General features: G+C 45.1%; 35 protein-coding genes. 6 read left to right on the forward strand and 29 right to left on the reverse strand.

The window, feature by feature from the left end:
- Positions 1 to 51 precede the first annotated feature (51 nt).
- The gene (cobA, locus tag ACRQQK_RS14545; RefSeq protein ID WP_457512588.1) at positions 52 to 933 is read right to left on the reverse strand and encodes a uroporphyrinogen-III C-methyltransferase; all 882 of its coding nucleotides are present in this window, start codon (positions 931 to 933) and stop codon (positions 52 to 54) included.
- Positions 934 to 1,296: 363 nt separating this feature from the next.
- Between cobA and cpdB the strand changes: the two genes are divergently transcribed.
- Together cpdB and ACRQQK_RS14555 are read left to right on the forward strand one after the other, a co-directional pair.
- A complete protein-coding gene (gene cpdB, locus ACRQQK_RS14550; protein WP_457512832.1) occupies positions 1,297 to 3,204 on the forward strand; it encodes a 2',3'-cyclic-nucleotide 2'-phosphodiesterase in 1,908 nt (635 codons plus the stop codon).
- Positions 3,205 to 3,313: 109 nt separating this feature from the next.
- Positions 3,314 to 3,865 (forward strand): Crp/Fnr family transcriptional regulator, encoded by a 552-nt coding sequence (locus ACRQQK_RS14555; protein WP_457512834.1) that lies wholly within the window; start codon positions 3,314 to 3,316, stop codon positions 3,863 to 3,865.
- A 16-nt stretch (positions 3,866 to 3,881) separates the two neighbouring features.
- Here the strand turns inward: ACRQQK_RS14555 and dbpA are convergent, their stop codons facing one another.
- On the reverse strand, positions 3,882 to 5,264 hold the full coding sequence (gene dbpA / locus ACRQQK_RS14560) for an ATP-dependent RNA helicase DbpA (RefSeq protein ID WP_457512590.1): 1,383 nt from the start codon (positions 5,262 to 5,264) through the stop codon (positions 3,882 to 3,884).
- Positions 5,265 to 5,438: 174 nt separating this feature from the next.
- On the opposite strand from dbpA, the gene ACRQQK_RS14565 reads away from it, so the two are divergent.
- On the forward strand, positions 5,439 to 5,900 hold the full coding sequence (locus ACRQQK_RS14565) for a GNAT family N-acetyltransferase (protein ID WP_457512592.1): 462 nt from the start codon (positions 5,439 to 5,441) through the stop codon (positions 5,898 to 5,900).
- Between the two features lie 22 nt (positions 5,901 to 5,922).
- Here the strand turns inward: ACRQQK_RS14565 and ACRQQK_RS14570 are convergent, their stop codons facing one another.
- Positions 5,923 to 6,486 (reverse strand): LysM-like peptidoglycan-binding domain-containing protein, encoded by a 564-nt coding sequence (locus ACRQQK_RS14570; RefSeq protein WP_457512594.1) that lies wholly within the window; start codon positions 6,484 to 6,486, stop codon positions 5,923 to 5,925.
- Positions 6,487 to 6,751: 265 nt separating this feature from the next.
- On the opposite strand from ACRQQK_RS14570, the gene ACRQQK_RS14575 reads away from it, so the two are divergent.
- The 3 genes from ACRQQK_RS14575 to ACRQQK_RS14585 all read left to right on the forward strand — a co-directional run bounded on the left by ACRQQK_RS14575 (position 6,752) and on the right by ACRQQK_RS14585 (position 9,356).
- On the forward strand, positions 6,752 to 7,372 hold the full coding sequence (locus ACRQQK_RS14575) for an FKBP-type peptidyl-prolyl cis-trans isomerase (RefSeq protein ID WP_457512596.1): 621 nt from the start codon (positions 6,752 to 6,754) through the stop codon (positions 7,370 to 7,372).
- Positions 7,373 to 7,471: 99 nt separating this feature from the next.
- Positions 7,472 to 7,951, forward strand: a complete 480-nt coding sequence (locus ACRQQK_RS14580) for a DUF2780 domain-containing protein (RefSeq protein WP_457512598.1) — start codon at positions 7,472 to 7,474, stop codon at positions 7,949 to 7,951.
- Between the two features lie 136 nt (positions 7,952 to 8,087).
- Positions 8,088 to 9,356: an O-acetylhomoserine aminocarboxypropyltransferase/cysteine synthase family protein gene (locus ACRQQK_RS14585; protein ID WP_457512600.1), complete on the forward strand. Its 1,269-nt coding sequence runs from the start codon at positions 8,088 to 8,090 to the stop codon at positions 9,354 to 9,356.
- A 209-nt stretch (positions 9,357 to 9,565) separates the two neighbouring features.
- Here ACRQQK_RS14585 and rplQ read toward each other — a convergent pair whose 3' ends face one another.
- From rplQ to rplD, 26 genes are all read right to left on the reverse strand, one after another.
- Positions 9,566 to 9,946 (reverse strand): 50S ribosomal protein L17, encoded by a 381-nt coding sequence (gene rplQ / locus ACRQQK_RS14590; RefSeq protein ID WP_042485229.1) that lies wholly within the window; start codon positions 9,944 to 9,946, stop codon positions 9,566 to 9,568.
- Positions 9,947 to 9,972: 26 nt separating this feature from the next.
- Positions 9,973 to 10,965 carry a DNA-directed RNA polymerase subunit alpha gene (locus ACRQQK_RS14595; protein ID WP_102941158.1) on the reverse strand — a complete coding sequence of 331 codons (993 nt, stop codon included), beginning with the start codon at positions 10,963 to 10,965 and terminating at the stop codon, positions 9,973 to 9,975.
- Positions 10,966 to 10,989: 24 nt separating this feature from the next.
- Complete coding sequence (rpsD, locus tag ACRQQK_RS14600; RefSeq protein WP_042485224.1) at positions 10,990 to 11,610, reverse strand: 30S ribosomal protein S4; 621 nt, start codon at positions 11,608 to 11,610, stop codon at positions 10,990 to 10,992.
- Between the two features lie 27 nt (positions 11,611 to 11,637).
- Entirely contained in the window at positions 11,638 to 12,027 is a 390-nt protein-coding gene (gene rpsK / locus ACRQQK_RS14605) for a 30S ribosomal protein S11 (RefSeq protein ID WP_001118870.1), read from the reverse strand.
- An 18-nt stretch (positions 12,028 to 12,045) separates the two neighbouring features.
- A complete protein-coding gene (rpsM, locus tag ACRQQK_RS14610) occupies positions 12,046 to 12,402 on the reverse strand; it encodes a 30S ribosomal protein S13 (protein ID WP_005450559.1) in 357 nt (118 codons plus the stop codon).
- A gap of 149 nt (positions 12,403 to 12,551) precedes the next feature.
- Positions 12,552 to 12,665 (reverse strand): 50S ribosomal protein L36, encoded by a 114-nt coding sequence (gene rpmJ / locus ACRQQK_RS14615; protein WP_000868186.1) that lies wholly within the window; start codon positions 12,663 to 12,665, stop codon positions 12,552 to 12,554.
- Positions 12,666 to 12,707: 42 nt separating this feature from the next.
- Positions 12,708 to 14,042 (reverse strand): preprotein translocase subunit SecY, encoded by a 1,335-nt coding sequence (gene secY, locus ACRQQK_RS14620; RefSeq protein WP_042485221.1) that lies wholly within the window; start codon positions 14,040 to 14,042, stop codon positions 12,708 to 12,710.
- 20 nt (positions 14,043 to 14,062) lie between these two features.
- A complete protein-coding gene (gene rplO / locus ACRQQK_RS14625) occupies positions 14,063 to 14,497 on the reverse strand; it encodes a 50S ribosomal protein L15 (protein WP_102941159.1) in 435 nt (144 codons plus the stop codon).
- Between the two features lie 5 nt (positions 14,498 to 14,502).
- Complete coding sequence (rpmD, locus tag ACRQQK_RS14630; RefSeq protein WP_000201159.1) at positions 14,503 to 14,679, reverse strand: 50S ribosomal protein L30; 177 nt, start codon at positions 14,677 to 14,679, stop codon at positions 14,503 to 14,505.
- Between the two features lie 7 nt (positions 14,680 to 14,686).
- Complete coding sequence (rpsE, locus tag ACRQQK_RS14635) at positions 14,687 to 15,190, reverse strand: 30S ribosomal protein S5 (protein WP_004728614.1); 504 nt, start codon at positions 15,188 to 15,190, stop codon at positions 14,687 to 14,689.
- A gap of 14 nt (positions 15,191 to 15,204) precedes the next feature.
- A complete protein-coding gene (gene rplR / locus ACRQQK_RS14640) occupies positions 15,205 to 15,558 on the reverse strand; it encodes a 50S ribosomal protein L18 (protein WP_005435088.1) in 354 nt (117 codons plus the stop codon).
- Positions 15,559 to 15,567: 9 nt separating this feature from the next.
- A complete protein-coding gene (rplF, locus tag ACRQQK_RS14645; protein ID WP_457512611.1) occupies positions 15,568 to 16,101 on the reverse strand; it encodes a 50S ribosomal protein L6 in 534 nt (177 codons plus the stop codon).
- Positions 16,102 to 16,115: 14 nt separating this feature from the next.
- Positions 16,116 to 16,508 carry a 30S ribosomal protein S8 gene (gene rpsH, locus ACRQQK_RS14650; protein ID WP_457512613.1) on the reverse strand — a complete coding sequence of 131 codons (393 nt, stop codon included), beginning with the start codon at positions 16,506 to 16,508 and terminating at the stop codon, positions 16,116 to 16,118.
- 29 nt (positions 16,509 to 16,537) lie between these two features.
- The gene (gene rpsN, locus ACRQQK_RS14655) at positions 16,538 to 16,843 is read right to left on the reverse strand and encodes a 30S ribosomal protein S14 (protein ID WP_457512615.1); all 306 of its coding nucleotides are present in this window, start codon (positions 16,841 to 16,843) and stop codon (positions 16,538 to 16,540) included.
- Positions 16,844 to 16,860: 17 nt separating this feature from the next.
- A complete protein-coding gene (gene rplE, locus ACRQQK_RS14660; RefSeq protein WP_457512617.1) occupies positions 16,861 to 17,400 on the reverse strand; it encodes a 50S ribosomal protein L5 in 540 nt (179 codons plus the stop codon).
- Positions 17,401 to 17,423: 23 nt separating this feature from the next.
- Positions 17,424 to 17,741, reverse strand: coding sequence for a 50S ribosomal protein L24 (gene rplX, locus ACRQQK_RS14665; protein WP_457512619.1), 318 nt, complete (start codon positions 17,739 to 17,741; stop codon positions 17,424 to 17,426).
- A gap of 14 nt (positions 17,742 to 17,755) precedes the next feature.
- Positions 17,756 to 18,127 (reverse strand): 50S ribosomal protein L14, encoded by a 372-nt coding sequence (gene rplN / locus ACRQQK_RS14670; RefSeq protein ID WP_167411908.1) that lies wholly within the window; start codon positions 18,125 to 18,127, stop codon positions 17,756 to 17,758.
- Positions 18,128 to 18,287: 160 nt separating this feature from the next.
- Positions 18,288 to 18,542, reverse strand: coding sequence for a 30S ribosomal protein S17 (gene rpsQ / locus ACRQQK_RS14675; protein ID WP_102941163.1), 255 nt, complete (start codon positions 18,540 to 18,542; stop codon positions 18,288 to 18,290).
- The gene (gene rpmC / locus ACRQQK_RS14680; RefSeq protein ID WP_457512621.1) at positions 18,542 to 18,733 is read right to left on the reverse strand and encodes a 50S ribosomal protein L29; all 192 of its coding nucleotides are present in this window, start codon (positions 18,731 to 18,733) and stop codon (positions 18,542 to 18,544) included. Before rpmC ends, rpsQ begins: the two co-directional genes overlap by 1 nt.
- Positions 18,733 to 19,143, reverse strand: coding sequence for a 50S ribosomal protein L16 (gene rplP, locus ACRQQK_RS14685; protein WP_004728605.1), 411 nt, complete (start codon positions 19,141 to 19,143; stop codon positions 18,733 to 18,735). The genes rpmC and rplP overlap by 1 nt, the downstream gene beginning before the upstream one ends.
- 11 nt (positions 19,144 to 19,154) lie before the next feature.
- Positions 19,155 to 19,856, reverse strand: coding sequence for a 30S ribosomal protein S3 (rpsC, locus tag ACRQQK_RS14690; RefSeq protein WP_042485192.1), 702 nt, complete (start codon positions 19,854 to 19,856; stop codon positions 19,155 to 19,157).
- Between the two features lie 19 nt (positions 19,857 to 19,875).
- Positions 19,876 to 20,208, reverse strand: coding sequence for a 50S ribosomal protein L22 (gene rplV / locus ACRQQK_RS14695; RefSeq protein ID WP_042485189.1), 333 nt, complete (start codon positions 20,206 to 20,208; stop codon positions 19,876 to 19,878).
- 10 nt (positions 20,209 to 20,218) lie between these two features.
- On the reverse strand, positions 20,219 to 20,497 hold the full coding sequence (rpsS, locus tag ACRQQK_RS14700; protein WP_042485188.1) for a 30S ribosomal protein S19: 279 nt from the start codon (positions 20,495 to 20,497) through the stop codon (positions 20,219 to 20,221).
- A gap of 20 nt (positions 20,498 to 20,517) precedes the next feature.
- Positions 20,518 to 21,342, reverse strand: coding sequence for a 50S ribosomal protein L2 (gene rplB / locus ACRQQK_RS14705; RefSeq protein ID WP_457512624.1), 825 nt, complete (start codon positions 21,340 to 21,342; stop codon positions 20,518 to 20,520).
- A gap of 16 nt (positions 21,343 to 21,358) precedes the next feature.
- On the reverse strand, positions 21,359 to 21,661 hold the full coding sequence (rplW, locus tag ACRQQK_RS14710) for a 50S ribosomal protein L23 (RefSeq protein ID WP_167411910.1): 303 nt from the start codon (positions 21,659 to 21,661) through the stop codon (positions 21,359 to 21,361).
- Positions 21,658 to 22,260 (reverse strand): 50S ribosomal protein L4, encoded by a 603-nt coding sequence (gene rplD / locus ACRQQK_RS14715; protein ID WP_042485179.1) that lies wholly within the window; start codon positions 22,258 to 22,260, stop codon positions 21,658 to 21,660. Before rplD ends, rplW begins: the two co-directional genes overlap by 4 nt.
- Between the last annotated feature and the right edge of the window lie 15 nt (positions 22,261 to 22,275).

A 22,275-nucleotide genomic window follows, 5' to 3' on the forward strand; every position in this document is an offset into this window, starting at 1 on the left:
GCTTGGCGGACTTTGGGTTTATAAAATCAAACAGCCCACCAATAATTGTATTTATGCGTATTGATACTGTTCTTGACGTGTTGAGCTGTCGTTGAACCATTGAAGCTTGTCTGCCAAGGCTACAACTTCACCAATCACAATCAGTGAAGGAGACTGGGCGTGCGCGGCAAGCTGGGGCAATTCACCGAGTTGACCACGGAACACTTTCTGGGATGATTGGGTACCACGTTCAATAATCGCAATCGGTGTTGATGCATTTCGTCCATGTTCAATGAGCTGCTGAGCGATGGTGCTCGATTTCATCAACCCCATATAAATCACTAAAGTCTGATTACCACGCGCCAGCGTAGACCAGTCCATATCCGCCGCTTCGTCTTTGAGATGACCAGTGACAAACAGAGCCGATTGAGCAAAGTCACGATGCGTAAGAGGAATGCCTGCATAAGCGGTCGCCCCTGCTGCTGCGGTAATACCCGGAATGACCTGAAACTTAATACCCGCGTCAAACAGCACTTCCAGCTCTTCACCACCGCGACCAAACATAAATGGATCGCCACCTTTAATACGGACCACTCGATGACCTTGCTTAGCAAAATCCACTAATAGTTGATTGGTTTTTTCCTGAGGAACGCTGTGGTGACCTGCTCGCTTACCGACACAAACCAAAATAGTGTCCGTTGGAACTAGAGCCATGATGTCGTCAGAGACGAGGTAGTCGTACAAAACCACATCCGCCTGTTGCAGCAAGTTAAGCGCTTTAATCGTCAGCAGTTCTGGATCTCCCGGTCCTGCACCGACTAATGCCACTTCACCCGCCTGAAGCTGACTGCGAGAAAGACTCGTCCATTTGCTTTCTGGTGCTGCGCCATCAACAGCGACTAAGCGTGTTTTTTTCTGCTTTGGCAGCGTTGAAACATTTTCTGAGCCAGCCATGATTGTCATCCTTTACCAATTGATGAAAGCATTATGGTGACTTCTTCTTATTACCTGAAATTCTAAAATTTCATTTTTTATTCGAAAAACTGATAAGTAGTTGGCATGGGGAGTGAGCAAAGGAGAAAAGAGCTTCTATATTAAGAAACTAGGGTGGTGACATCTTGGTGCGAAATGGTGACAACTAGCACCATTTCGCAGCATTTGAATGCTCAACCTCACATTTTTATAGAATGTGAAATCATTGTTTCATAATAACTTGATACATTTGTCGAGTAATCACTTTTTCCTCATCAATTGGAGTACACAATGACAGTTGCAGTCAAACCTCTATCGATTGCCATTTTAGGTGGTTTGTTGACCATGGCCGGTCCCTCTATGGCGGATACCATCAAACTACGTATTATCGAGACAACTGATATTCACACTAACGTGATGGATTATGACTATTACAAAGACAAGCCATCAGAACAAATTGGTTTGACTCGTGCAGCAACGTTAGTAAAACAAGCTCGCGAAGAAGCAACCAACAGTATTCTGGTTGATAACGGTGACTTGATCCAAGGTAGCCCAATGGGCGACTACATGGCAGCGAAAGGCATTAAAGCTGGCGAAGTTCACCCTGTCTACAAAGCAATGAACCAACTCTCTTACGATGTAGGTAACATTGGTAACCATGAATTTAACTATGGTTTAGATTTCCTCCAAGAAACCATCAACGATGCAAAGTTCCCTTACGTCAACGCCAACGTTTACAACGCATCAACTGGTGAGCACCTATTCCAGCCTTACATCATTAAAACGCACACCTTCAAAGATACTGACGGCAAGGCGCACGAAGTTAAAGTCGGTTACATCGGCTTCGTTCCACCTCAAATCATGGTGTGGGATAAGAAAAACCTTGATGGCCGTGTGATTGCTCGTGACATTAAGAAAACAGCTGAAAAGCTGATCCCAGAAATGAAAGCCAAAGGCGCTGACGTCATTGTTGCGATTCCACACTCTGGTATCTCTACCGAAGAGTATCAATCAGGTGCGGAAAACTCGGTTTACTACTTAACAAAAGTAGCAGGCATTGACGCTATCGCATTCGGTCACTCACATGCCGTGTTCCCAAGCAAAGAGTTTGCAAAAGTTGCTGGCGCAGACATTGAGAAAGGCACCATCAATGGCGTGACGGCTGTTATGCCGGGACGTTGGGGCAGCCACGTTGGGGTAATGGATCTGACTCTTGAGCAAAAAGATGGCAAATGGGCAGTAACCAATGGTCAATCTGAAGCTCGTCCTATCTTTGATAAAGCGAGCAAGAAAGCTCTGGTTGAAGCAGATGCAGGTATCGTAAAAGCGCTTGAAGCAGACCATAAAGGAACTCGTGAGTTCGTTAACCAACCGATTGGTAAATCGAATGACGTGATGTACAGCTTCCTAGCGTTAGTACAAGATGACCCAACAGTTCAAATCGTAAGCTTGGCACAAAAAGATTACGTAGAACGCTTTATTCAAGGCGATCCAAACCTAGACGGTTTGCCTGTGCTTTCAGCAGCCGCGCCTTTCAAAGCGGGCGGTCGTAAGAATGACCCATCTAACTTTACTGAAGTAGAATCTGGTGAGCTTACTTTCCGTAACGCAGCGGACTTATACCTATACCCTAATACGCTAGTCACTTTGAAAGTATCAGGTAAAGAAGTCAAAGAGTGGTTGGAATGTTCTGCGGGTCAGTTTAAACAAATTGATGTGAACTCTAGCGAGCCACAATCGCTACTCGACTGGGACGGTTTCCGCACATACAACTTCGACGTGATCGATGGTGTGAACTACCAAATCGATATCACTAAACCAGCGAAATACGACGGCGACTGTAAAGTTATCAATCCTGATTCTCAGCGTATTGTTAACCTGACTTACAAAGGTAAGCCTATTGATACTGCGCAGACGTTCCTGATTGCGACTAATAACTACCGCGCTTACAGCAACAAGTTCCCAGGAACAGGTTCAGATTTCATCGCATTTGATTCACCAGATGAAAACCGTACCGTAGTTGCTGACTACATTGCTCGTGTAAGCAAAGAGCAAGGTGAAGTAACACCAAGCGCAGACAACAACTGGTCATTTGCACCAATTAAGTCTAAGACCAAGCTGGATATTCGCTTCGAAACTTCACCAAGTGAAAAAGCAGCGAAATTCATCAAAGAGAAAGGTCAGTACCCAATGGAGTTGGTAGCTACTGACGAAGCAGGTTTCGGTGTTTACCGTATCAATCTACAAAAATAAGTCTAGATTGCTGTAAAATATCAGCCGCAGCACACGCTGCGGCTTTTTTATTTGAGGCGAATAAGCGATGGCAAGACAAGGACAAGGCATGACTCCACAAGAACAAGCTATCTACCAAGAATTTCTCCATCAGATGCAGGATTACGGACTGGATGAAAACGAGACTCTAGAGTTATTCGAAGCATCATCGATACTTGAACTGCCGACGCGCCATATTTTGGTCAATCAAGGAGAGCAACCAAGTCATGTCTATTTTGTATTTGAAGGCTTGTGTCACGCCAGTTACCTGACATCTCAAGGTGACACTCTAAGTAAAGAGTTCTTCTGGGGACAAGAGTGGATTTTAGATTGTGAAGCTATCACCAAGCTTTCGCCCGCGCCTTATTTGCTCGAAACCCTAAGCCCTGTGACACTCATTTGTTTACCTATAGAGGTCATTCAGCATTGGCGAGCGACACTGCACCCAATGTACGTAAAGCTACTGGAAGCACAGCTGATTCATAAAGAGAATAAAGAAAGGTTTTCGTTACTCTATACACCCGAACAACGATATCAAATCATTGCCCAGCAATTTCCAGATTTGATAGAGCGGCTTAGTGACCATCACCTCGCCACCTATTTAGGTATTACGCCAGACGAATTAAGCGACCTAATCGCTTAATTCGCGTAAAGGAAGATTACTTAACGAAACGAGCGCGGAACTGACGGCCTTTCATTTTGCCGTTAGACAATTTGCTCAATGCCTTTTTCGCGATACCTTTCTCAACTGCCACATAAGAACGCATGGCAGATAAGTTAATTTTGCCGATGTGAGCGGCAGAGAGTTCACCGTCAGATGTCAGCGCACCTAAAATGTCTCCGGCACGCACTTTCTGCTTCTTCCCGCCATCAATCTGGATTGTCACCATAGACGCTTGATACGGAGCTACACCCGATGGCTTCTGCGGCAAAGTTGTTGGTTCGATAGCAATATCCATGTACTCGTCAATTTGAGCTACACGGTACATCTCTTTCTCACTAAAAAAGCTAAATGCCAGGCCTTTACTTCCTGCGCGACCAGTACGACCAATACGGTGTACGTGTACTTCTGGGTCGCGAGAAAGCTCGAAGTTAAACACAGCATCTAAATTATCAACGTCTAGACCTCGAGCCGCCACGTCCGTTGCAACCAGAATAGAAATACTCTTGTTAGCAAACTGTACTAGTGCTTGGTCACGTTCACGTTGTTCCATGTCACCGTGTAGTTCAATCACACTAAAACCACGATGATGAAGCTCATCAGCTACATGCTGAACTTCGCGTTTGGTATTACAGAACACCACTGAAGATTCAGGCTGGTACTTAAGTAACAATGCTTCTAATGCATCGTCACGAGCATCGCTGCCTTCGACTTTATAGAAATACTGCTTGATGCTTGAAGTATCATGAGTTGCTGCCACTTTAATCATCAGCGCATCATGGGTCACTTTCTGCGCGATCTGCTGAATTGAATCCGGATAGGTAGCACTAAATAGCAAAGTCTGACGCTTAGCAGGAGCTTGATCGATGATCGCTTCTAGCGCATCTTGGAAACCCATATCCAGCATACGATCCGCTTCATCCAATACAAGAGTATTCAGCTCACTCAAATCGATGCGATCTTTACTTAGGTGATCAAGAATACGTCCTGGCGTACCCACCAAAATATGTGCGCCGTGCTCTAGAGAGCCTATTTGCGGGCCCATTGGCATACCGCCACAAAGCGTCAACACTTTAATATTGTGAATAGCACGAGCAAGAGTACGAATATCCGTTGCCACCTGGTCAGCTAATTCACGAGTCGGACACAGTACCAATGCCTGAACTCGGAAACGTTTTACGTCTAAGTTAGACAAAACGCCAAGTCCAAATGCTGCGGTTTTACCTGACCCTGTTTTTCCTTGGCCAATGACATCCTGTCCTTTTAGAATCGCTGGCAACGATTGTGCTTGTATCGGCGTCATTTTTGTAAAGCCGATAGTTTCTAGGTTAGAAAGCAATTCTGGCTTTAGGTTTAAAGCCGAAAATGAAGTATCACTCAAGGGGACGTCCTTTGGTTATACGAAAAATTAAGGCGCCTATTATCAATGTTTTTGTGACAAGCACCAATGAATATTCGATTAATTTAAATTAGCGAACTGGCACATCTGTAATGCTTTCTCCACTTCTAACTGATAAATTGTCAAACACCAACCATAACAAGGAGTTTGTTGCAGATGCTAACTTGGCAATGCCTTCCATTTTCACAACTAACAACGCAACAGCTTTATGAGCTTTTAAAGTTAAGAGTTGATGTCTTCGTCGTAGAACAAAATTGCCCTTATCCTGAGCTGGACAGCAAAGATCATCTTGATGGTGTATTTCATCTTCTGGGCTACGACAACGATGAAATCATTGCTTGTGCGCGACTACTAGAAAAAGGCGTCAGTTACCCGAGCATCAGTATCGGACGAGTGGCAACCAAATCGGCAAAACGAGGTTCAGGGTTAGGCCATCAGCTACTAGAAGAAGCATTGTTTCAATGCCAGAAAATATGGCCGAATGAAGAAATAGAAATCGGCGCGCAAGAACATTTGGCGGAATTCTATCAACGACATGGATTTGTCAAAACATCGGATATGTATTTGGAAGATGGGATCCCACATATCGATATGAAACGCGCTGTTATCCCATCATAGAGAATAGATGCCGCAGTTGGCTTTATTTACTGCGGCCAAAACCGCCTTCAGAAAGTCGGAAAAACATCACTGATTGCCCGTTTTTCTCTAACTGCAAAATATCCAGTTTGCCTTCTTCTGCCAATTTGAAACGGATAAGCTGACCTTGCTGGATATGACTGAGCGGCTTGTCTGCCCCCTCTATTTTGACTAAGGCGTTAAGATCTACCATTGGTAAATCGTTCACACGGAAAACTTGAGAAAGCGTATCCCCTTTCTGTACCGTATATTCGCGCCAGGCATTCGATTCCAAAGGCGAAGTGTTCGATACTTTTTGTTCGCTTAGTCCACGAGTATTGATATCAAGTTCGACACGCTTATTAACTGGTTCGGCAGAATTTGAGCTAGCGTTATCTGGGAATGGAATCAAACCAATAACAAGTACTAACGGTATCAATACCATCAGTGCCTTTTGGTGAAACTTCGGTAATAGCGTCCAAAAACGCTTCACGTTGTCGAGATAAGTCTGCCAATCAATAGCGTTCCACTTATCCTGAGCCAATGCAATGTAATCTGTCTGCTGCTTTTTCTTATGTCGACGGTTCATTTTTATCCGTTCCTTTACTTCGTAGACTCAGTATAAAAACTCAAGAGCCATGAGTATAGAGCCTCACCCTGTTATCTAATAAAGCTTTACACAATCTTGAAGATTTTTCTTTGGGATCTGCGTTTAGTCACACCTTATATGCAGAAGTCACTTCAACACAACGGTTCAGTTAGAGTTTATCAAACGAATTGGGTTCTGGCGTTTCATCGCTAGCTCGAAACTGGTATCCTTTGGACTTTGTTTTATCTTAAAAAGAGTGACATTTATGTCTGAAGTTAAATTTGAAACCGTTGAACAGAAAGCTAGCTACGGTATCGGTCTACAAATGGGCCAGCAACTAGCAGGTAGTGGTCTAGAAGGTCTTAACGTTGACGCTATTGCTGCTGGTATTGCAACAGCACTAGTTGGCGACATGCCAGCTATCGAAGTAGACGAGATCAACCAAGCTCTACAAGCGATGCACACTCGTGCAGAAGAAGCTCGTCAAGAAGCGGCTAAAGTTGCTGCTGTTGAAGGCGAAACTTTCCTTCAAGATAACGCTCTACGTTCAGAAGTGACTGTACTAGATTCAGGTCTACAGTACGAAGTGATTACTGAAGGTACTGGTGAAATCCCATCTGCTGACAAATCAGTACGTGTTCACTACCACGGTGAGCTAGTAGACGGCACTGTATTTGACAGCTCTGTGTCTCGCGGTCAGCCAGCTGAATTCCCTGTAACTGGCGTAATCAAAGGTTGGGTTGAAGCTCTACAATTGATGCCTGTTGGTTCTAAGTGGAAACTGTACATCCCACACGACCTTGCATACGGCGAGCGTGGTGCAGGTGCAGCGATTCCTCCTTTCGCAGCTCTAGTATTCGAAGTAGAACTACTTGCTATTCTGTAATTCAGAATATTGCGAAATTTGATGAATAAAGCGGCGCTCAGCGTCGCTTTTTTTATCTAGACTTAAGATATCCAACTTTATACGCCCGTGAGAATCAGAATGAACAAATCCATCATAGCCACTGTGCTTGCTAGTACCATTTTTACCGCTCCTAGCTACGCATTCTTGAGCAAACTCAGTGAAAGTAACGATCTCTCAAGTATGGTTAGCAGTACTTTATCTCAAACAGAATCTAACTCGGCGTTACTGACACAAATCACCAGTCAGCTTCCTGTTTCTCAGACACAAGCAGCCGGAGGTGTTGGTAGCTTATTGGCTCTTGCTCAAAACCAGCTTTCTGACTCTAATAGCTCTGAACTGGAAACCTTATTGCCTGGGCTAAATCAACTAACCAGCCTTTCGGAATCAAGCAGTGCAATCGCTAAAATTGCTGATATGGAAGCGGTGAACAATGTGTTCAATAAACTGGGATTAGATTCGAGTATGGTTTCGCAATTTGCTCCACTGGTCTTGCAGTACCTAACCAGCCAAGGCGCATCTTCAGATTTGTTAGGCTCACTAAGCTCTCTGTGGCAATAACTCTGTCCGCTAACGCGCCACACATACACATTTGTGACGCGTTTATTGCTGCATAAAAAAACAATCACATTTCTTCTTGTCTGTTGCCTAATCTGTGTGCAATTCTTTTATTTTTCCAAGGATGAGTAAAAGAGTAATGAAAGACGAGACTTTAGCTATACATTTCGGCTACGAAACCGACCCCACAACTAAATCAGTGGCAACGCCTATTTATCAAACTGTCGCCTACGAATTTGATAATGCTCAACACGGAGCTGACTTGTTCAACCTAGCCGTCGCAGGCAACATCTATACTCGTATCATGAACCCGACTAATGATGTACTAGAAAAGCGAATGGCAGCATTAGAAGGCGGTATTGCAGGTCTGGCTGTTAGTGCAGGAAGCGCAGCGATTCATTACGCTATTCTAACCTTGGCTCAAGCTGGCGATAATATTGTTTCCACACCGCAACTGTATGGTGGTACTTACACCCTGTTTGCCCACATGTTCCCTAACATGGGCATTGAAGTACGCTTTGCCAAAGATGATAGTCCTGAAAGCTTAGCCGCATTGATCGATGAAAAAACCAAAGCTGTTTATTGTGAATCTATTGGTAACCCAGCAGGTAACATTGTTGATTTAGAACGAGTCGCTGAGTTGGCACATGCGCAAGGGGTTCCAGTTATTGTAGATAACACCGTTGCTTCGCCGGCTGTATGTAAACCGATTGAGTTTGGTGCTGATATTGTGGTGCATTCATTAACTAAGTATGTTGGTGGACATGGCACAACGCTCGGTGGAATGATCATTGACTCCGGTAAGTTTCCTTGGAGTGAACACAAAGAACGCTTTCCAACCTTAAACAGTCCTGAGCCTTCATATCATGATGTTGTGTATACCGAAGCTTTCGGTCCTGCTGCATTTATTGGTCGAGCTCGTACAGTACCGCTTCGCAACACCGGCTCAGCTATGTCACCTATGAACGCGTTTATGTTAATGCAGGGCTTGGAAACCCTATCACTACGCATGGAGCGTCATTGTGAAAACGCACTCAAAGTCGCTCAATATCTACAAAACCACGACAAAGTGAGTTGGGTGAGCTATGCAGGGTTAGAAGATTCAAAATTCTATTCACTTGCCCAGAAATACATGAAAGGCAAACCTTCCGGAATTTTATCTTTCGGCCTTAAGGATGGATACGATGCCGGTGTTCGCTTTTACGATGCACTGAAGATTTTTAAGCGTTTAGTAAACATCGGTGATGCAAAGTCACTGGCTTGTCATCCTGCATCAACAACACACCGTCAGTTATCTGAAGCAGAACAGAAACAAGCAGGGGTTTCTCCAGAAATGATTCGTTTGTCTGTCGGAATTGAGCACATTGATGACATTCTTGAAGATTTGGAACAAGCGTTGAATGCTTAACAAAAGCAAAACGAGATAACCGTTATTCCTGCGAAAGCAGGGATAACTGGTTCATTTACAATGATTCCTGATTGAGCAGCAATAACGATAACTAATAGTGTTGGTGGCACAATGATTGTTGTTTGGAAAACAAAGAACGAACATCGCAAATTTCAGGCACAAAAAAGCCGAGCATAAATGCTCGGCTTTCTGTTTAGCGAACTGACTGATTACTCAGCAGCAACTTCTGCTTCTGGACGATCTACAAGCTCAATGTAAGCCATTGGAGCTTTATCGCCAGCACGGAAGCCAGCTTTTAGGATACGAGTGTAACCGCCCTGACGAGCAGCAAAACGTGGACCTAGTTCGTTAAATAATTTTGCTACAACTTCGTTATCACGAGTGCGAGCAAATGCAAGACGACGGTTAGCAACGCTGTCAGTCTTAGCTAGTGTAATCAATGGCTCAACTACGCGACGTAGCTCTTTTGCTTTTGGCAATGTAGTCTTGATAACTTCATGACGTACAAGAGAGCTAGCCATATTGCTGAACATCGCTTTACGATGTGAGCTGTTGCGGTTGAGTTGACGACCACTCTTACGATGGCGCATGACCTAATCCTTCTAACTAATATCGATTAATCTTCAGCGATAGACGCTGGCGGCCAGTTTTCTAGGCGCATGCCCAGAGAAAGACCACGTGATGCAAGCACGTCTTTAATCTCAGTAAGAGATTTTTTACCAAGGTTAGGCGTTTTAAGTAGCTCAACCTCAGTGCGCTGTACTAGATCACCGATGTAGTGAATCGCTTCTGCTTTCAGACAGTTAGCAGAGCGAACTGTTAGTTCAAGATCGTCTACAGGACGGAGTAGGATCGGATCGAATTCCGGCTTCTCTTCTTTCTCCTCAGGTACACGTACATCTCGAAGATCTACGAACGCATCCAATTGTTCAGCAAGAATAGTTGCTGCACGACGGATTGCTTCCTCAGGTTCTAAAGTTCCGTTTGTTTCCATATCGATAACAAGCTTGTCTAAGTCAGTACGCTGTTCAACACGAGCTGCATCAACCGAGTAAGCAATTTTGTCTACTGGGCTGAAAGTCGCATCTACAAGCAAACGACCGATTGGACGCTCATCTTCTTCAGTATGGATACGGGCTGAAGCTGGAACATAACCACGACCACGTTCTACTTTAATACGCATAGCGATTTCAGCATTGCTATCTGTTAGATGGCAAATAACGTGTTCTGGGTTAGCGATCTCTACATCACCATCATGGGTGATGTCACCTGCAACCACAGGGCCCGAGCCTGATTTGTTTAGTGTAATGAACACTTCATCTTTGCCTTCGGCAACGCGAACAGCCAAACCTTTAAGGTTTAGTAGGATTTCAAGAATATCTTCTTGAACGCCTTCTTTAGTGCTGTACTCATGAAGTACGCCTTCAATTTCCACTTCTGTTACGGCACAACCCGGCATAGAAGATAGTAAAATACGGCGAAGTGCATTACCAAGAGTGTGGCCAAAACCACGCTCTAATGGCTCAAGAGTTACTTTTGCGTGTGTCGTGCTGATCTGTTCGATGTCAACAAGACGTGGCTTAAGAAATTCTGTTACAGAACCCTGCATTGTGTCCTCTCTTTAGTTTAAACCTTACTTAGAGTAAAGCTCGACGATCAATTGTTCGTTGATGTCAGCTGATAGATCAGAACGTTCAGGCAAACGCTTGAAAGTACCTTCCATCTTGCTCGCATCTACTTCAATCCAAGTTGGTTTTTCGCGTTGTTCTGCAACTTCTAGAGCAGCAGCGATACGTGATTGCTTTTTAGCTTTTTCACGGATTGTAACAACGTCGTTAGCCGCAACATTGAAAGAAGGAACGTTTACAACTTTACCGTTAACTAGGATAGCTTTATGGCTAACTAGCTGACGTGCTTCTGCGCGAGTTGCGCCAAAGCCCATGCGGTAAACTACGTTGTCTAGACGACCTTCTAGAAGCTGAAGTAGGTTTTCACCCGTGTTGCCTTTAAGGCGAGCAGCTTCTTTGTAGTAGTTACGGAATTGTTTTTCTAGTACGCCATAGATACGACGAACTTTTTGCTTCTCACGAAGCTGAACGCCATACTCAGATAGACGACCGCGACGAGCGCCGTGTACACCTGGTGCGTTCTCAATTTTACACTTGGTATCGATCGCGCGTACACCAGACTTAAGAAATAAGTCAGTGCCTTCGCGACGGCTAAGCTTAAGCTTAGGACCCAAATATCTTGCCATGATCTTTCTCCAATGTTCCCAGAAACGTTATACGCGACGTTTCTTAGGTGGACGACAACCGTTATGAGGGATTGGTGTCGCATCAACGATGTTAGTGATACGGAAACCAGCTGCGTTCAGTGCGCGAACAGTAGATTCACGACCTGGACCAGGACCCTTAACCATAACTTCCAAGTTCTTTAGGCCGTATTCTTTAGCCATTTCAGCACAACGTTCTGCAGCAACCTGTGCAGCGAACGGAGTAGACTTACGAGAACCACGGAAACCTGAACCACCTGCAGTAGCCCATGCTAGAGCGTTACCTTGACGGTCAGTAATAGTCACGATTGTGTTGTTGAAAGATGCGTGGATATGCGCTACGCCATCAGCAACTTGCTTGCGTACGCGCTTACGTGCGCGTGTTGGTTGTTTAGCCATTGTACTTACCCTTCCCGATTATTTCTTGATCGGCTTACGCGGACCCTTACGGGTGCGAGCATTGGTTTTAGTACGCTGTCCACGTAGTGGTAGACTGCGACGATGACGAAGACCACGGTAACAACCAAGGTCCATAAGACGCTTGATGTTCATGGAAACTTCACGACGTAGATCACCCTCTACAGTGTATTTAGCTACACCATCACGCAGTTGATCGATCTGCTCTTCAGTTAGTTCACTGATCTTAACATCTTCAGCAATACCCACTTCAGCAAGAATAGCTTGCGAGCGAGTTTTACCGATGCCGTAGATCGCAGTTAATGCGATAACAGCATGCTTTTGATCAGGAATGTTAATGCCTGCTATACGGGCCACTATTCACTCCTAGGTACTTTATATAAAGAATTATCCGCAGCAAAGCCCGTAGAGGATACGCTGCGGCATACTACTTCTTTTGCACGCAAAAGGTAGGCCGAGGAATATACTCGACCAACCTTTAATTTTCAAGTAAAAATTTCTGCTAATTAGCCTTGGCGTTGTTTATGCTTTGGCTCACTGCAAATCACGCGAACGACACCGTTACGCTTGATAACTTTACAGTTACGGCAGATTTTTTTAACGGAAGCACGAACTTTCATTGCTAAACTCCGTAAATCTGACCTGAAGGAATTATAGTCGAATTATCGACCGTAGCCTTTCAGGTTCGCTTTTTTCAACACAGACTCATATTGATTAGACATCATATGCGTCTGAACCTGTGCCATAAAGTCCATGATTACAACAACTACGATAAGTAGTGATGTTCCGCCGAAATAGAAACGTACGTTCCATGCGACCATCATGAACTCAGGGATCAGACAGATAAAGGTAATGTATAACGCACCCGCTAAGGTTAAACGTGTCATCACTTTATCGATATATTTCGCTGTCTGTTCTCCTGGGCGGATACCGGGTACGAATGCACCTGACTTCTTCAAGTTATCTGCTGTTTCACGTGGGTTAAATACCAACGCTGTATAGAAGAAACAGAAGAATATAATCGCTGCTGCATAAAGCATTACATACAGAGGTTGACCTGGGCTAAGAGCTAATGACACATCAGTTAACCAACCAAATGTGCTGCTCTCACCGTTCTGACCAAACCACTGAGCCAGTGTTCCTGGGAACAGGATAATACTTGATGCAAAAATCGCAGGTATCACACCAGCCATATTAATTTTCAATGGCAAGTGTGTGCTTTGCGCTGCAAAAACTTTACGACCTTGTTGGCGTTTCGCATAGTTAACGACGATTCGACGCTGACCACGCTCCATGAAAACAACGAAGTAAATAACAGCAAAAGCAACTACCGCAATCAACAACAGAAGAAGTACATGCAGTTCACCTTGACGCGCTTGCTCGATAGTATGTCCGATTGCTGAAGGCAATCCAGCAACAATACCTGCAAAGATAAGTAACGAAATACCGTTACCAATTCCGCGCTCTGTAATTTGTTCACCTAACCACATAAGGAACATGGTGCCAGTTACTAAACTCACGGTAGCAATTAGGGTAAACATGGTTTGGTCGATAACGACCAGATTGTTGACCATGTTTGGTAGACCTGTTGCGATACCAATAGCTTGGAATGTTGCAAGTACAAGCGTGCCATAACGCGTATATTGGCTTATCTTACGACGGCCTGCTTCACCCTCTTTCTTGAGTTCCGCTAACGCTGGATGAACTACTGTAAGCAATTGAACAACAATAGATGCCGAAATATACGGCATGATGCCCAATGCAAAGATAGATGCACGCGAAAGAGCACCACCGGAGAACATGTTAAACATTTCAACGATGGTACCTTTTTGCTGTTCGAACAAATCGGCAAGTACAGCTGCGTCAATACCAGGAATCGGCACAAAAGAACCCGCTCGGAATACTAAAAGTGCACCAATTACGAATAATAAGCGCGATTTTAACTCACCCAAGCCGCCCTGAGCACTACGAAAATCTTGTCCTGGTTTCTTAGCCATCTGTACCTCAATCCTCGAGATTATGCCTCGATTTTACCGCCTGCAGCTTCGATTGCAGCTTGCGCGCCTTTAGTAACACGCAGACCTTTTACAGTCACTGCCTTGCTGATCTCGCCAGAAAGAACAACTTTAACAAACTCGATGTTCTTTGTAACAACGTTTGCAGCTTTCAAGCTGTTTAGATCAACCACGTCACCTGTTACTTTCGCTAGCTCAGCTAGACGAACTTCAGCAGACACTAGACTCTTACGAGAAGTGAAACCGAATTTTGGTAGACGTTGTTTCAATGGCATCTGACCGCCTTCGAAACCTGGACGAACTTTACCGCCTGAACGCGACTTTTGACCTTTATGGCCACGGCCACCAGTTTTACCTAGGCCTGAACCGATACCACGACCTACGCGCTTCTTAGAAGGCTTAGAACCTGCAGCCGGTGCTAGAGTATTCAAAAACATTATGATTACTCCTCAACTTTAACCATGTAGTAAACCTTGTTGATCATACCGCGTACACACGGAGTATCTTCAAGTTCTACTGTATGGTTGATTTTACGAAGGCCTAATCCGCGCAAAGTAGCTTTGTGCTTAGGTAGGCGACCAATTGAGCTTTTAGTTTGAGTTACTTTAATAGTTGCCATCGTGTTCTTACTCCGAAATAGATTCAACAGTTAGACCACGCTTAGCAGCAACCATTTCCGGTGACTTAACGCTAGCTAGAGCATCGATCGTTGCACGAACGATGTTGATAGGGTTCGTTGAACCATATGCTTTAGATAGTACGTTGTGTACACCTGCAACTTCTAGTACTGCACGCATCGCACCACCTGCGATAACACCCGTACCTTCTGCAGCTGGCTGCATGTAAACTTTAGAGCCCGAGTGGCGACCTTTCACCGGGTGGTGAAGAGTGCCTTCGTTAAGCGCGATCGTAGTCATGTTACGACGTGCTTTTTCCATTGCTTTTTGAATCGCAGCAGGTACTTCACGAGCTTTGCCGTAACCGAAACCTACACGACCGTTACCGTCACCAACTACAGTTAGTGCAGTGAAGCTCATGATTCGACCACCTTTAACCGTTTTAGAAACACGGTTAACAGCGATTAATTTTTCTTGCAAATCATTCGCTTGAACTTGTTGTTCTTTAGCCATCTTCCAACCCTACCTTAGAATTTCAGACCAGCTTCGCGAGCAGATTCTGCTAGCGCCGCTACTCGACCGTGGTATTGGAAACCAGAACGATCAAATGCAACTGCTGTTACGCCTTTTTCAAGAGCGCGCTCAGCAACAGCTTTACCAACTGCCTTAGCTGCATCAACGTTACCAGTGTATTTAACTTGCTCACGGATCGCTTTTTCTACAGTAGATGCTGCTGCGATAACCTCAGAGCCATTAGCTGCAATCACTTGTGCGTACACGTGACGAGGAGTACGGTGTACTACTAGGCGAGTTGCACCCAGTTCTGCAATCTTACGACGTGCACGTGTAGCACGACGGATGCGAGATGCTTTCTTATCCATAGTGTTACCTTACTTCTTCTTAGCTTCTTTAGTACGCACATTTTCATCTGCGTAACGAATACCTTTACCTTTATAAGGCTCAGGCGCGCGGTAAGAACGAATGTCAGCCGCAACTTGACCAACTACTTGCTTATCGCAACCAGTTAGAACAATTTCAGTTTGGCTTGGACACTCGGCTTTAATACCCACTGGCAACTCGTGCTCAACTGGGTGAGAGAAGCCTAGAGTTAACGCTACAGCGTTGCCTTTCATAGCAGCACGGTAACCTACACCCTTAAGAGTTAGCTTCTTAGTAAAGCCTTCAGTAACACCAACAACCATGTTGTTTACTAGTGCACGAGCAGTACCTGCTTGTGCCCAAGCATTAGCAGCACCTTCAACAGGGCCGAATGTTAGGTTGTTGTCTTCTTGAGCGATCACAACTGCATCATTAAGAACGCGAGTTAATTCACCCTTAGCGCCCTTTACAGTGATCTCTTGACCGTTCAATTTCACCTCTACGCCAGCTGGAATAGCGACAGGTGCTTTAGCAACACGAGACATGTTCTACTCCTTAATTATGCTACGTAGCAAAGGATTTCGCCGCCTAGACCTGCTTTACGAGCAGCACGGTCAGACATAAGACCCTTTGACGTTGAAACAACAGCAATACCAAGACCACCCATTACAGAAGGTAGTTCGCCTTTCTTCTTGTAAACACGAAGACCAGGACGTGAAACACGTTTGATTTGCTCAATTACTGGTTTAGCTTGGAAATACTTAAGAGTGATTTCTAGCTCAGGTTTTGCTCCGCTTTCAACAGCGAAGTCTACGATGTAACCTTCAGCTTTAAGTAGTGCAGCAATTGCAACTTTAAGCTTTGAAGAAGGCATTTTTACAGCAACTTTGTTTGCTGCCTGACCGTTACGAACACGGGTCAGCATATCCGAAATCGGATCTTGCATGCTCATAGTCTTTACTCCAAATGATTAAGTGGCAATTACCAGCTAGCCTTACGAAGCCCAGGAATCTCGCCTTTCATGCAAGCTTCGCGAACTTTGATACGGCTTAAACCGAACTTACGTAGGTAACCGTGTGGACGACCAGTTTGGTTACAACGGTTGCGCTGACGTGATGCACTTGAATCACGTGGAAGAGATTGCAGTTTAAGAACCGCATTCCAACGATCTTCTTCAGATGCGTTTACATCGCTGATTGTAGCTTTAAGCGCTGCACGCTTTTCTGCGTACTGTGCTACTAGCTTTGCACGCTTAGCTTCGCGCGCTTTCATTGAATTTTTAGCCATAACAGTAACCCGTCACCTTACTTGCGGAATGGGAAGTTAAAGGCAGCCAGCAGAGCTCGGCCTTCCTCATCGGTAGACGCGGTAGTCGTGATAGTAATATCAAGACCGCGTACACGATCGACTTTATCATAGTCGATTTCCGGGAAGATGATTTGCTCGCGAACGCCCATGCTGTAGTTACCGCGTCCGTCAAAAGACTTAGCGCTAACACCACGGAAATCTCGTACACGTGGAAGAGCGATAGAAATCAAACGCTCCAGAAAATCCCACATGCGCTCGCCACGCAAGGTTACTTTACAACCAATTGGGTAGCCTTCACGGATTTTGAAACCAGCTACAGATTTACGCGCTTTAGTGATAAGTGGCTTTTGACCAGAGATGGTCGCCATATCAGAAGCTGCGTTTTCTAGTAGTTTCTTATCGTTGATTGCTTCACCAACGCCCATATTGAGGGTGATTTTCTCAATTCTAGGGACTTGCATGACGCTTGTGTAACTGAACTGTTTGGTCAGATCAGCGACTACAGACGACTTGTAGTAATCATGCAGTTTCGCCATAGTAGAACTCCAAATTACTTCTATTAGTTAGAAACGATTTCGTTGTTAGATTTAAAGAAACGAACTTTCTTACCATCTTCAAAACGGAAACCGACACGGTCAGCTTTACCAGTAGCTGCGTTGAAGATTGCCAAGTTAGAAACGTCGATCGCTGCTTCTTGCTCTACAACACCGCCTTGGATGCCTAGTGCAGGAACAGGTTTCTGGTGTTTCTTAACAAGGTTGATACCTTCTACGATAACTTTACCAGTTGCTAGTACCTTAGTTACTTTACCTTTCTTGCCTTTATCTTTACCAGCAAGAACGATTACTTCGTCATTACGACGGATTTTAGCTGCCATCTTTTACGTGCTCCTTACAGAACTTCTGGAGCCAGTGAGACAATTTTCATGAATTTCGCATTACGAAGTTCACGTGTCACTGGACCAAAGATACGTGTACCGATAGGTTGCTCACTGTTGTTGTTTAACAGTACGCAAGCGTTACGGTCGAAGCGAATGACAGAACCGTCTGGACGACGAACGCCTTTACGGGTGCGAACTACCACCGCCTTCAGTACATCACCTTTCTTAACTTTACCGCGAGGAATTGCTTCCTTAACAGTAACTTTAATGATGTCGCCAACGTGGGCGTAACGACGGTGAGAGCCACCCAGAACCTTAATACACATTACGCTGCGAGCGCCTGAGTTATCAGCTGCGTCCAGCATACTTTGCATTTGGATCATGTTAGTGCTCCGCTAAATATTAAAAACTAGACCCATCACGGGTCGGGCTGCCTCTTTAAAGGGACGCGAATTGTACCACCCTTTTTTTATATTGGGTAGTCAAAAAATAAACGGCCCCAAAAATATTTTTGGAGCCGTTTATTCAGTCAGAAAAAACTAATTAGATCTTAGCTTTCTCTAGAACTTTTACCAAAGTCCAAGACTTAGTCTTAGACAGTGGACGACACTCTTTGATTTCAACTAAGTCGCCGAGGCCACATTCGTTGTTCTCATCATGTGCGTGTACTTTAGTCGTGCGCTTAACGAATTTACCGTAGATTGGGTGCTTTACGAAACGCTCGATAGCAACAGTGATAGACTTGTCCATCTTGTCGCTAGTAACACGACCTTGTTGGGTACGAATTTTGTCGCTCATTATGCGCCTGCCTTCTCAGTCAAAACAGTTTTCACACGTGCGATATCACGGCGGACAGCTTTCAGAGTATGAGTTTGCTGTAGTTGACCAGTTGCAGCTTGCATGCGCAAGTTGAACTGCTCTTTAAGCAACGCCAATAACTCAGTGTTAAGCTCTTCAACGCTCTTTTCGCGTAGATCTAGTGCTTTCATCACATCACCTGCTTAGTTACAAATGTAGTCTTGAATGGCAGTTTACGTGCCGCTAGGCGGAACGCTTCACGAGCCAATTCTTCAGGTACACCATCAACTTCGTACATAACCTTACCAGGTTGGATTTGGGCTACCCAGTACTCAACGTTACCTTTACCCTTACCTTGACGAACTTCAAGTGGTTTTTCAGTGATTGGTTTGTCTGGGAACACACGGATCCAGATTTTACCTTGACGCTTAATGTGACGTGTCATCGCACGACGTGCCGCTTCGATTTGACGAGCAGTTAGGCGACCACGGCCTACAGCTTTCAAACCAAAAGAACCAAAGCTAACTTCAGTACCTTTTGCCAGACCACGGTTACGACCAGTATGAACCTTACGGAACTTAGTACGTTTAGGTTGTAGCATCTGTCGACTCCTTACTTACGGCCTTTACGCGGTTTCTTCGCAGGCTTATCAGCCTTAGGCTCAACAGCGTTTGCAGCTGGCATACCACCAAGGATTTCGCCCTTGAAGATCCAAACTTTAACGCCGATTACACCGTATGTGGTGTGAGCTGAAGAAGTTGCGTAATCAATGTCAGCACGTAGAGTGTGTAGAGGCACACGGCCTTCACGGTACCACTCAGAACGTGCAATTTCAGCACCGCCTAGACGGCCACTTACTTCCACTTTGATACCTTTAGCGCCTAGACGCATAGCATTTTGTACCGCACGCTTCATAGCACGACGGAACATAACGCGACGCTCTAGTTGAGACGCGATGCTATCAGCCACTAATTGACCGTCTAGCTCAGGCTTGCGTACTTCAGCGATGTTGATTTGCGCTGGTACACCTGCAATTTTAGCTACAGCTGTGCGTAGCTTCTCAACGTCTTCGCCTTTCTTACCGATAACAACGCCTGGACGAGCAGTGTGAATAGTCACACGGATGCTCTTCGCTGGACGCTCGATAACGATACGTGAAAGAGACGCTTTTGACAGTTCTTTAGTTAGGAACTGACGTACCTTGAAGTCGCCGTCTAGGTTGTCAGCGAAATCTTTGGTATTAGCAAACCATGTAGCATTCCAAGGCTTAACGATGCCTAGACGAATACCATTAGGATGTACTTTTTGACCCATTGCTTACTCTCCTAGTCTCTTAGCGATCTGCGACAACCACAGTAATGTGGCTTGAACGCTTCAAGATACGATCCGCACGGCCTTTAGCACGAGGCATAATACGCTTCATGACAGGGCCCTCATCTACGAAGATTTTAGCGACACGTAGATCGTCAATGTCAGCACCTTCGTTATGTTCCGCGTTAGCGATTGCTGACTCAAGAACTTTCTTAACTAGCTCAGCAGCTTTCTTGTTGCTGAATGTTAGAAGTTCTAGAGCTTGGTCAACTTTCTTACCGCGAATTTGATCTGCAACTAAGCGAGCTTTCTGAGGCGAAATGCGAGCAAAGTTATGTTTAGCTAATGCTTCCATCATTTACTCCTTAACGCTTCTTAGCTTTCTTATCCACGACATGGCCGCGGTAAGTGCGAGTTGGTGCAAATTCACCAAGTTTGTGACCGATCATCTCGTCAGTTACGAAAACTGGAACGTGTTGACGACCATTATGGACAGCGATGGTCAAACCGATCATTGTAGGAATGATCATTGAACGACGGGACCAAGTCTTAATAGGCTTTTTGTCTCCGCTTTCCACCGCTTTCTCTACCTTCTTCAGCAAGTGTAGGTCAATAAAAGGACCTTTCTTGAGAGAACGTGGCATGGCTTATCCTCTTAAATAGATTACTTATTGCGACGACGTACGATGTACTTGTCGGTGCGTTTGTTGCTACGAGTTTTGTAGCCTTTAGTTGGCATACCCCAAGGAGAAACTGGGTGACGACCACCAGACGTACGGCCTTCACCACCACCATGTGGGTGGTCAACCGGGTTCATTACCACACCGCGAACGGTAGGACGAACACCACGCCAACGGCTTGCACCAGCTTTACCTAATTCACGTAGCATGTGCTCTGCGTTGCCTACTTCACCGACTGTTGCACGGCCTTCAGACAATACTTTGCGCATTTCGCCAGAACGTAGACGGATAGTTACGTATGCACCGTCGCGAGCAACGATTTGAGCATATGCACCAGCCGAACGAGCTAGCTGACCACCTTTACCAGGCTTAAGTTCAACGTTATGTACAGTTGAACCTACTGGGATGTTACGCATTGGAAGTGCGTTACCAGCTTTGATTGGTGCATCAGCACCAGACTGGATAGCATCACCAGCTTGAACACCTTTAGGTGCAAGGATGTAACGACGCTCACCGTCTGCGTACAGAACTAGAGCGATGTTTGCGCTACGGTTTGGATCGTATTCAAGACGCTCAACTTTCGCTGGGATACCATCTTTAGTACGTTTAAAGTCAATCACACGATAGTGTTGTTTGTGACCACCACCGATGTGACGTACTGTGATACGACCGTTGTTGTTACGACCACCGTTCTTAGAGTTTTTCTCTAGAAGAGGTGCGTAAGGCTTACCTTTGTGTAGGTCAGCGTTAACAACTTTAACAACGTGACGGCGACCAGCCGAAGTCGGCTTACATTTAACAATAGCCATTTTTCAACTACTCCTGTTATTCCGCGCCGCCAACAAAGTCAAGATCTTGACCTTCGTTCAAAGTAACGTACGCTTTTTTCACGTCTGAACGACGGCCTTGGCGTAGCCCTTGACGCTTGGTCTTACCCTTAGTGATAAGAGTGTTTACAGACTTAACTTCAACTTCAAATAGCTTTTCTACAGCTGCTTTGATCTCTTTTTTAGTAGCATCAATTGATACTTTGAAAACGATAGTGTTCGCTTTCTCAGCAGCCATAGTTGCTTTTTCAGAGATGTGCGGTGCACGTAGAACTTTTAGTAGACGCTCTTCACGGATCATGCCAGCATCTCCTCAACTTGCTTAACTGCATCAGCAGTCATAAGAACCTTGTCAAATGCGATTAGGCTAACTGGGTCGATACCAGTAACGTCACGCACGTCAACTTTGTACAGGTTACGCGCAGCTAAGAATAGATTCTCGTCTACTTCACCAGTAACGATTAGAACATCGTTAAGTTCAAGTTCTTTCAGCTTAGCTGTTAGCTCTTTAGTTTTTGGTGCATCAACTGAGAAGCTTTCAACAACGATTAAACGCTCTTGACGAACTAGCTCAGAGAAGATGCTCTTCATAGCACCACGGTACATTTTTTTGTTTACTTTTTGGCTGTGATCTTGTGGTTTCGCAGCAAAAGTAACACCACCTGTACGCCAGATTGGGCTACGGATAGTACCAGCACGCGCACGGCCAGTACCTTTTTGACGCCATGGCTTAGCGCCACCGCCAGAAACTTCTGAACGTGTTTTTTGAGCACGAGTACCTTGACGAGCACCTGCTGCGTACGCAACAACTACTTGGTGTACAAGAGCTTCGTTGAACTCACGTCCGAAAGTAGTTTCGGAAACAGTTAGTGCGTTAGCACCTTTAACCATCAATTCCATTACTTACTCCTAGAC

This window comes from Vibrio sp. C8 (assembly GCF_054051265.1).

Excerpts from the sequence above, each read along its gene's own strand:
- rpmJ (WP_000868186.1), bottom strand. The coding sequence starts at position 12,665 with ATGAAAGTTCGTGCTTCCGTTAAAAAAATCTGCCGTAACTGTAAAGTT.
- rplB (WP_457512624.1), bottom strand. The coding sequence starts at position 21,342 with ATGGCTATTGTTAAATGTAAGCCGACTTCGGCTGGTCGCCGTCACGTT.
- ACRQQK_RS14570 (WP_457512594.1), bottom strand. The coding sequence starts at position 6,486 with ATGAACCGTCGACATAAGAAAAAGCAGCAGACAGATTACATTGCATTG.
- rplW (WP_167411910.1), bottom strand. The coding sequence starts at position 21,661 with ATGATCCGTGAAGAGCGTCTACTAAAAGTTCTACGTGCACCGCACATC.
- rpsC (WP_042485192.1), bottom strand. The coding sequence starts at position 19,856 with ATGGGTCAAAAAGTACATCCTAATGGTATTCGTCTAGGCATCGTTAAG.
- rplR (WP_005435088.1), bottom strand. The coding sequence starts at position 15,558 with ATGGATAAGAAAGCATCTCGCATCCGTCGTGCTACACGTGCACGTCGT.
- rplO (WP_102941159.1), bottom strand. The coding sequence starts at position 14,497 with ATGTTTTTGAATACTCTAGCACCGGCTGCAGGTTCTAAGCCTTCTAAG.
- rpsS (WP_042485188.1), bottom strand. The coding sequence starts at position 20,497 with ATGCCACGTTCTCTCAAGAAAGGTCCTTTTATTGACCTACACTTGCTG.
- ACRQQK_RS14595 (WP_102941158.1), bottom strand. The coding sequence starts at position 10,965 with ATGCAGGGTTCTGTAACAGAATTTCTTAAGCCACGTCTTGTTGACATC.
- rpsD (WP_042485224.1), bottom strand. The coding sequence starts at position 11,610 with ATGGCAAGATATTTGGGTCCTAAGCTTAAGCTTAGCCGTCGCGAAGGC.
- rpsQ (WP_102941163.1), bottom strand. The coding sequence starts at position 18,542 with ATGAGCGACAAAATTCGTACCCAACAAGGTCGTGTTACTAGCGACAAG.
- rpmD (WP_000201159.1), bottom strand. The coding sequence starts at position 14,679 with ATGGCAACTATTAAAGTAACTCAAACTAAAAGCTCAATTGGTCGCCTA.
- cobA (WP_457512588.1), bottom strand. The coding sequence starts at position 933 with ATGGCTGGCTCAGAAAATGTTTCAACGCTGCCAAAGCAGAAAAAAACA.
- rplX (WP_457512619.1), bottom strand. The coding sequence starts at position 17,741 with ATGGCAGCTAAAATCCGTCGTAATGACGAAGTAATCGTTCTTGCTGGT.
- rpsN (WP_457512615.1), bottom strand. The coding sequence starts at position 16,843 with ATGGCTAAAAATTCAATGAAAGCGCGCGAAGCTAAGCGTGCAAAGCTA.
- cpdB (WP_457512832.1), top strand. The coding sequence starts at position 1,297 with ATGGCCGGTCCCTCTATGGCGGATACCATCAAACTACGTATTATCGAG.
- rplF (WP_457512611.1), bottom strand. The coding sequence starts at position 16,101 with ATGTCTCGTGTTGCTAAAGCACCTGTCGCTATTCCAGCTGGCGTAGAG.
- rplE (WP_457512617.1), bottom strand. The coding sequence starts at position 17,400 with ATGGCGAAACTGCATGATTACTACAAGTCGTCTGTAGTCGCTGATCTG.
- rplD (WP_042485179.1), bottom strand. The coding sequence starts at position 22,260 with ATGGAATTGATGGTTAAAGGTGCTAACGCACTAACTGTTTCCGAAACT.
- rpsH (WP_457512613.1), bottom strand. The coding sequence starts at position 16,508 with ATGAGCATGCAAGATCCGATTTCGGATATGCTGACCCGTGTTCGTAAC.
- rpsE (WP_004728614.1), bottom strand. The coding sequence starts at position 15,190 with ATGGCTAAAGAACAACAAGTTCAAGCGAATGATTTGCAAGAAAAATTA.
- ACRQQK_RS14580 (WP_457512598.1), top strand. The coding sequence starts at position 7,472 with ATGAACAAATCCATCATAGCCACTGTGCTTGCTAGTACCATTTTTACC.
- secY (WP_042485221.1), bottom strand. The coding sequence starts at position 14,042 with ATGGCTAAGAAACCAGGACAAGATTTTCGTAGTGCTCAGGGCGGCTTG.
- rplP (WP_004728605.1), bottom strand. The coding sequence starts at position 19,143 with ATGCTACAACCTAAACGTACTAAGTTCCGTAAGGTTCATACTGGTCGT.
- rpmC (WP_457512621.1), bottom strand. The coding sequence starts at position 18,733 with ATGAAAGCACTAGATCTACGCGAAAAGAGCGTTGAAGAGCTTAACACT.
- rplQ (WP_042485229.1), bottom strand. The coding sequence starts at position 9,946 with ATGCGCCATCGTAAGAGTGGTCGTCAACTCAACCGCAACAGCTCACAT.
- rplN (WP_167411908.1), bottom strand. The coding sequence starts at position 18,127 with ATGATCCAAATGCAAAGTATGCTGGACGCAGCTGATAACTCAGGCGCT.
- rplV (WP_042485189.1), bottom strand. The coding sequence starts at position 20,208 with ATGGAAGCATTAGCTAAACATAACTTTGCTCGCATTTCGCCTCAGAAA.
- ACRQQK_RS14575 (WP_457512596.1), top strand. The coding sequence starts at position 6,752 with ATGTCTGAAGTTAAATTTGAAACCGTTGAACAGAAAGCTAGCTACGGT.
- rpsK (WP_001118870.1), bottom strand. The coding sequence starts at position 12,027 with ATGGCTAAACAACCAACACGCGCACGTAAGCGCGTACGCAAGCAAGTT.
- ACRQQK_RS14565 (WP_457512592.1), top strand. The coding sequence starts at position 5,439 with ATGCTAACTTGGCAATGCCTTCCATTTTCACAACTAACAACGCAACAG.
- ACRQQK_RS14585 (WP_457512600.1), top strand. The coding sequence starts at position 8,088 with ATGAAAGACGAGACTTTAGCTATACATTTCGGCTACGAAACCGACCCC.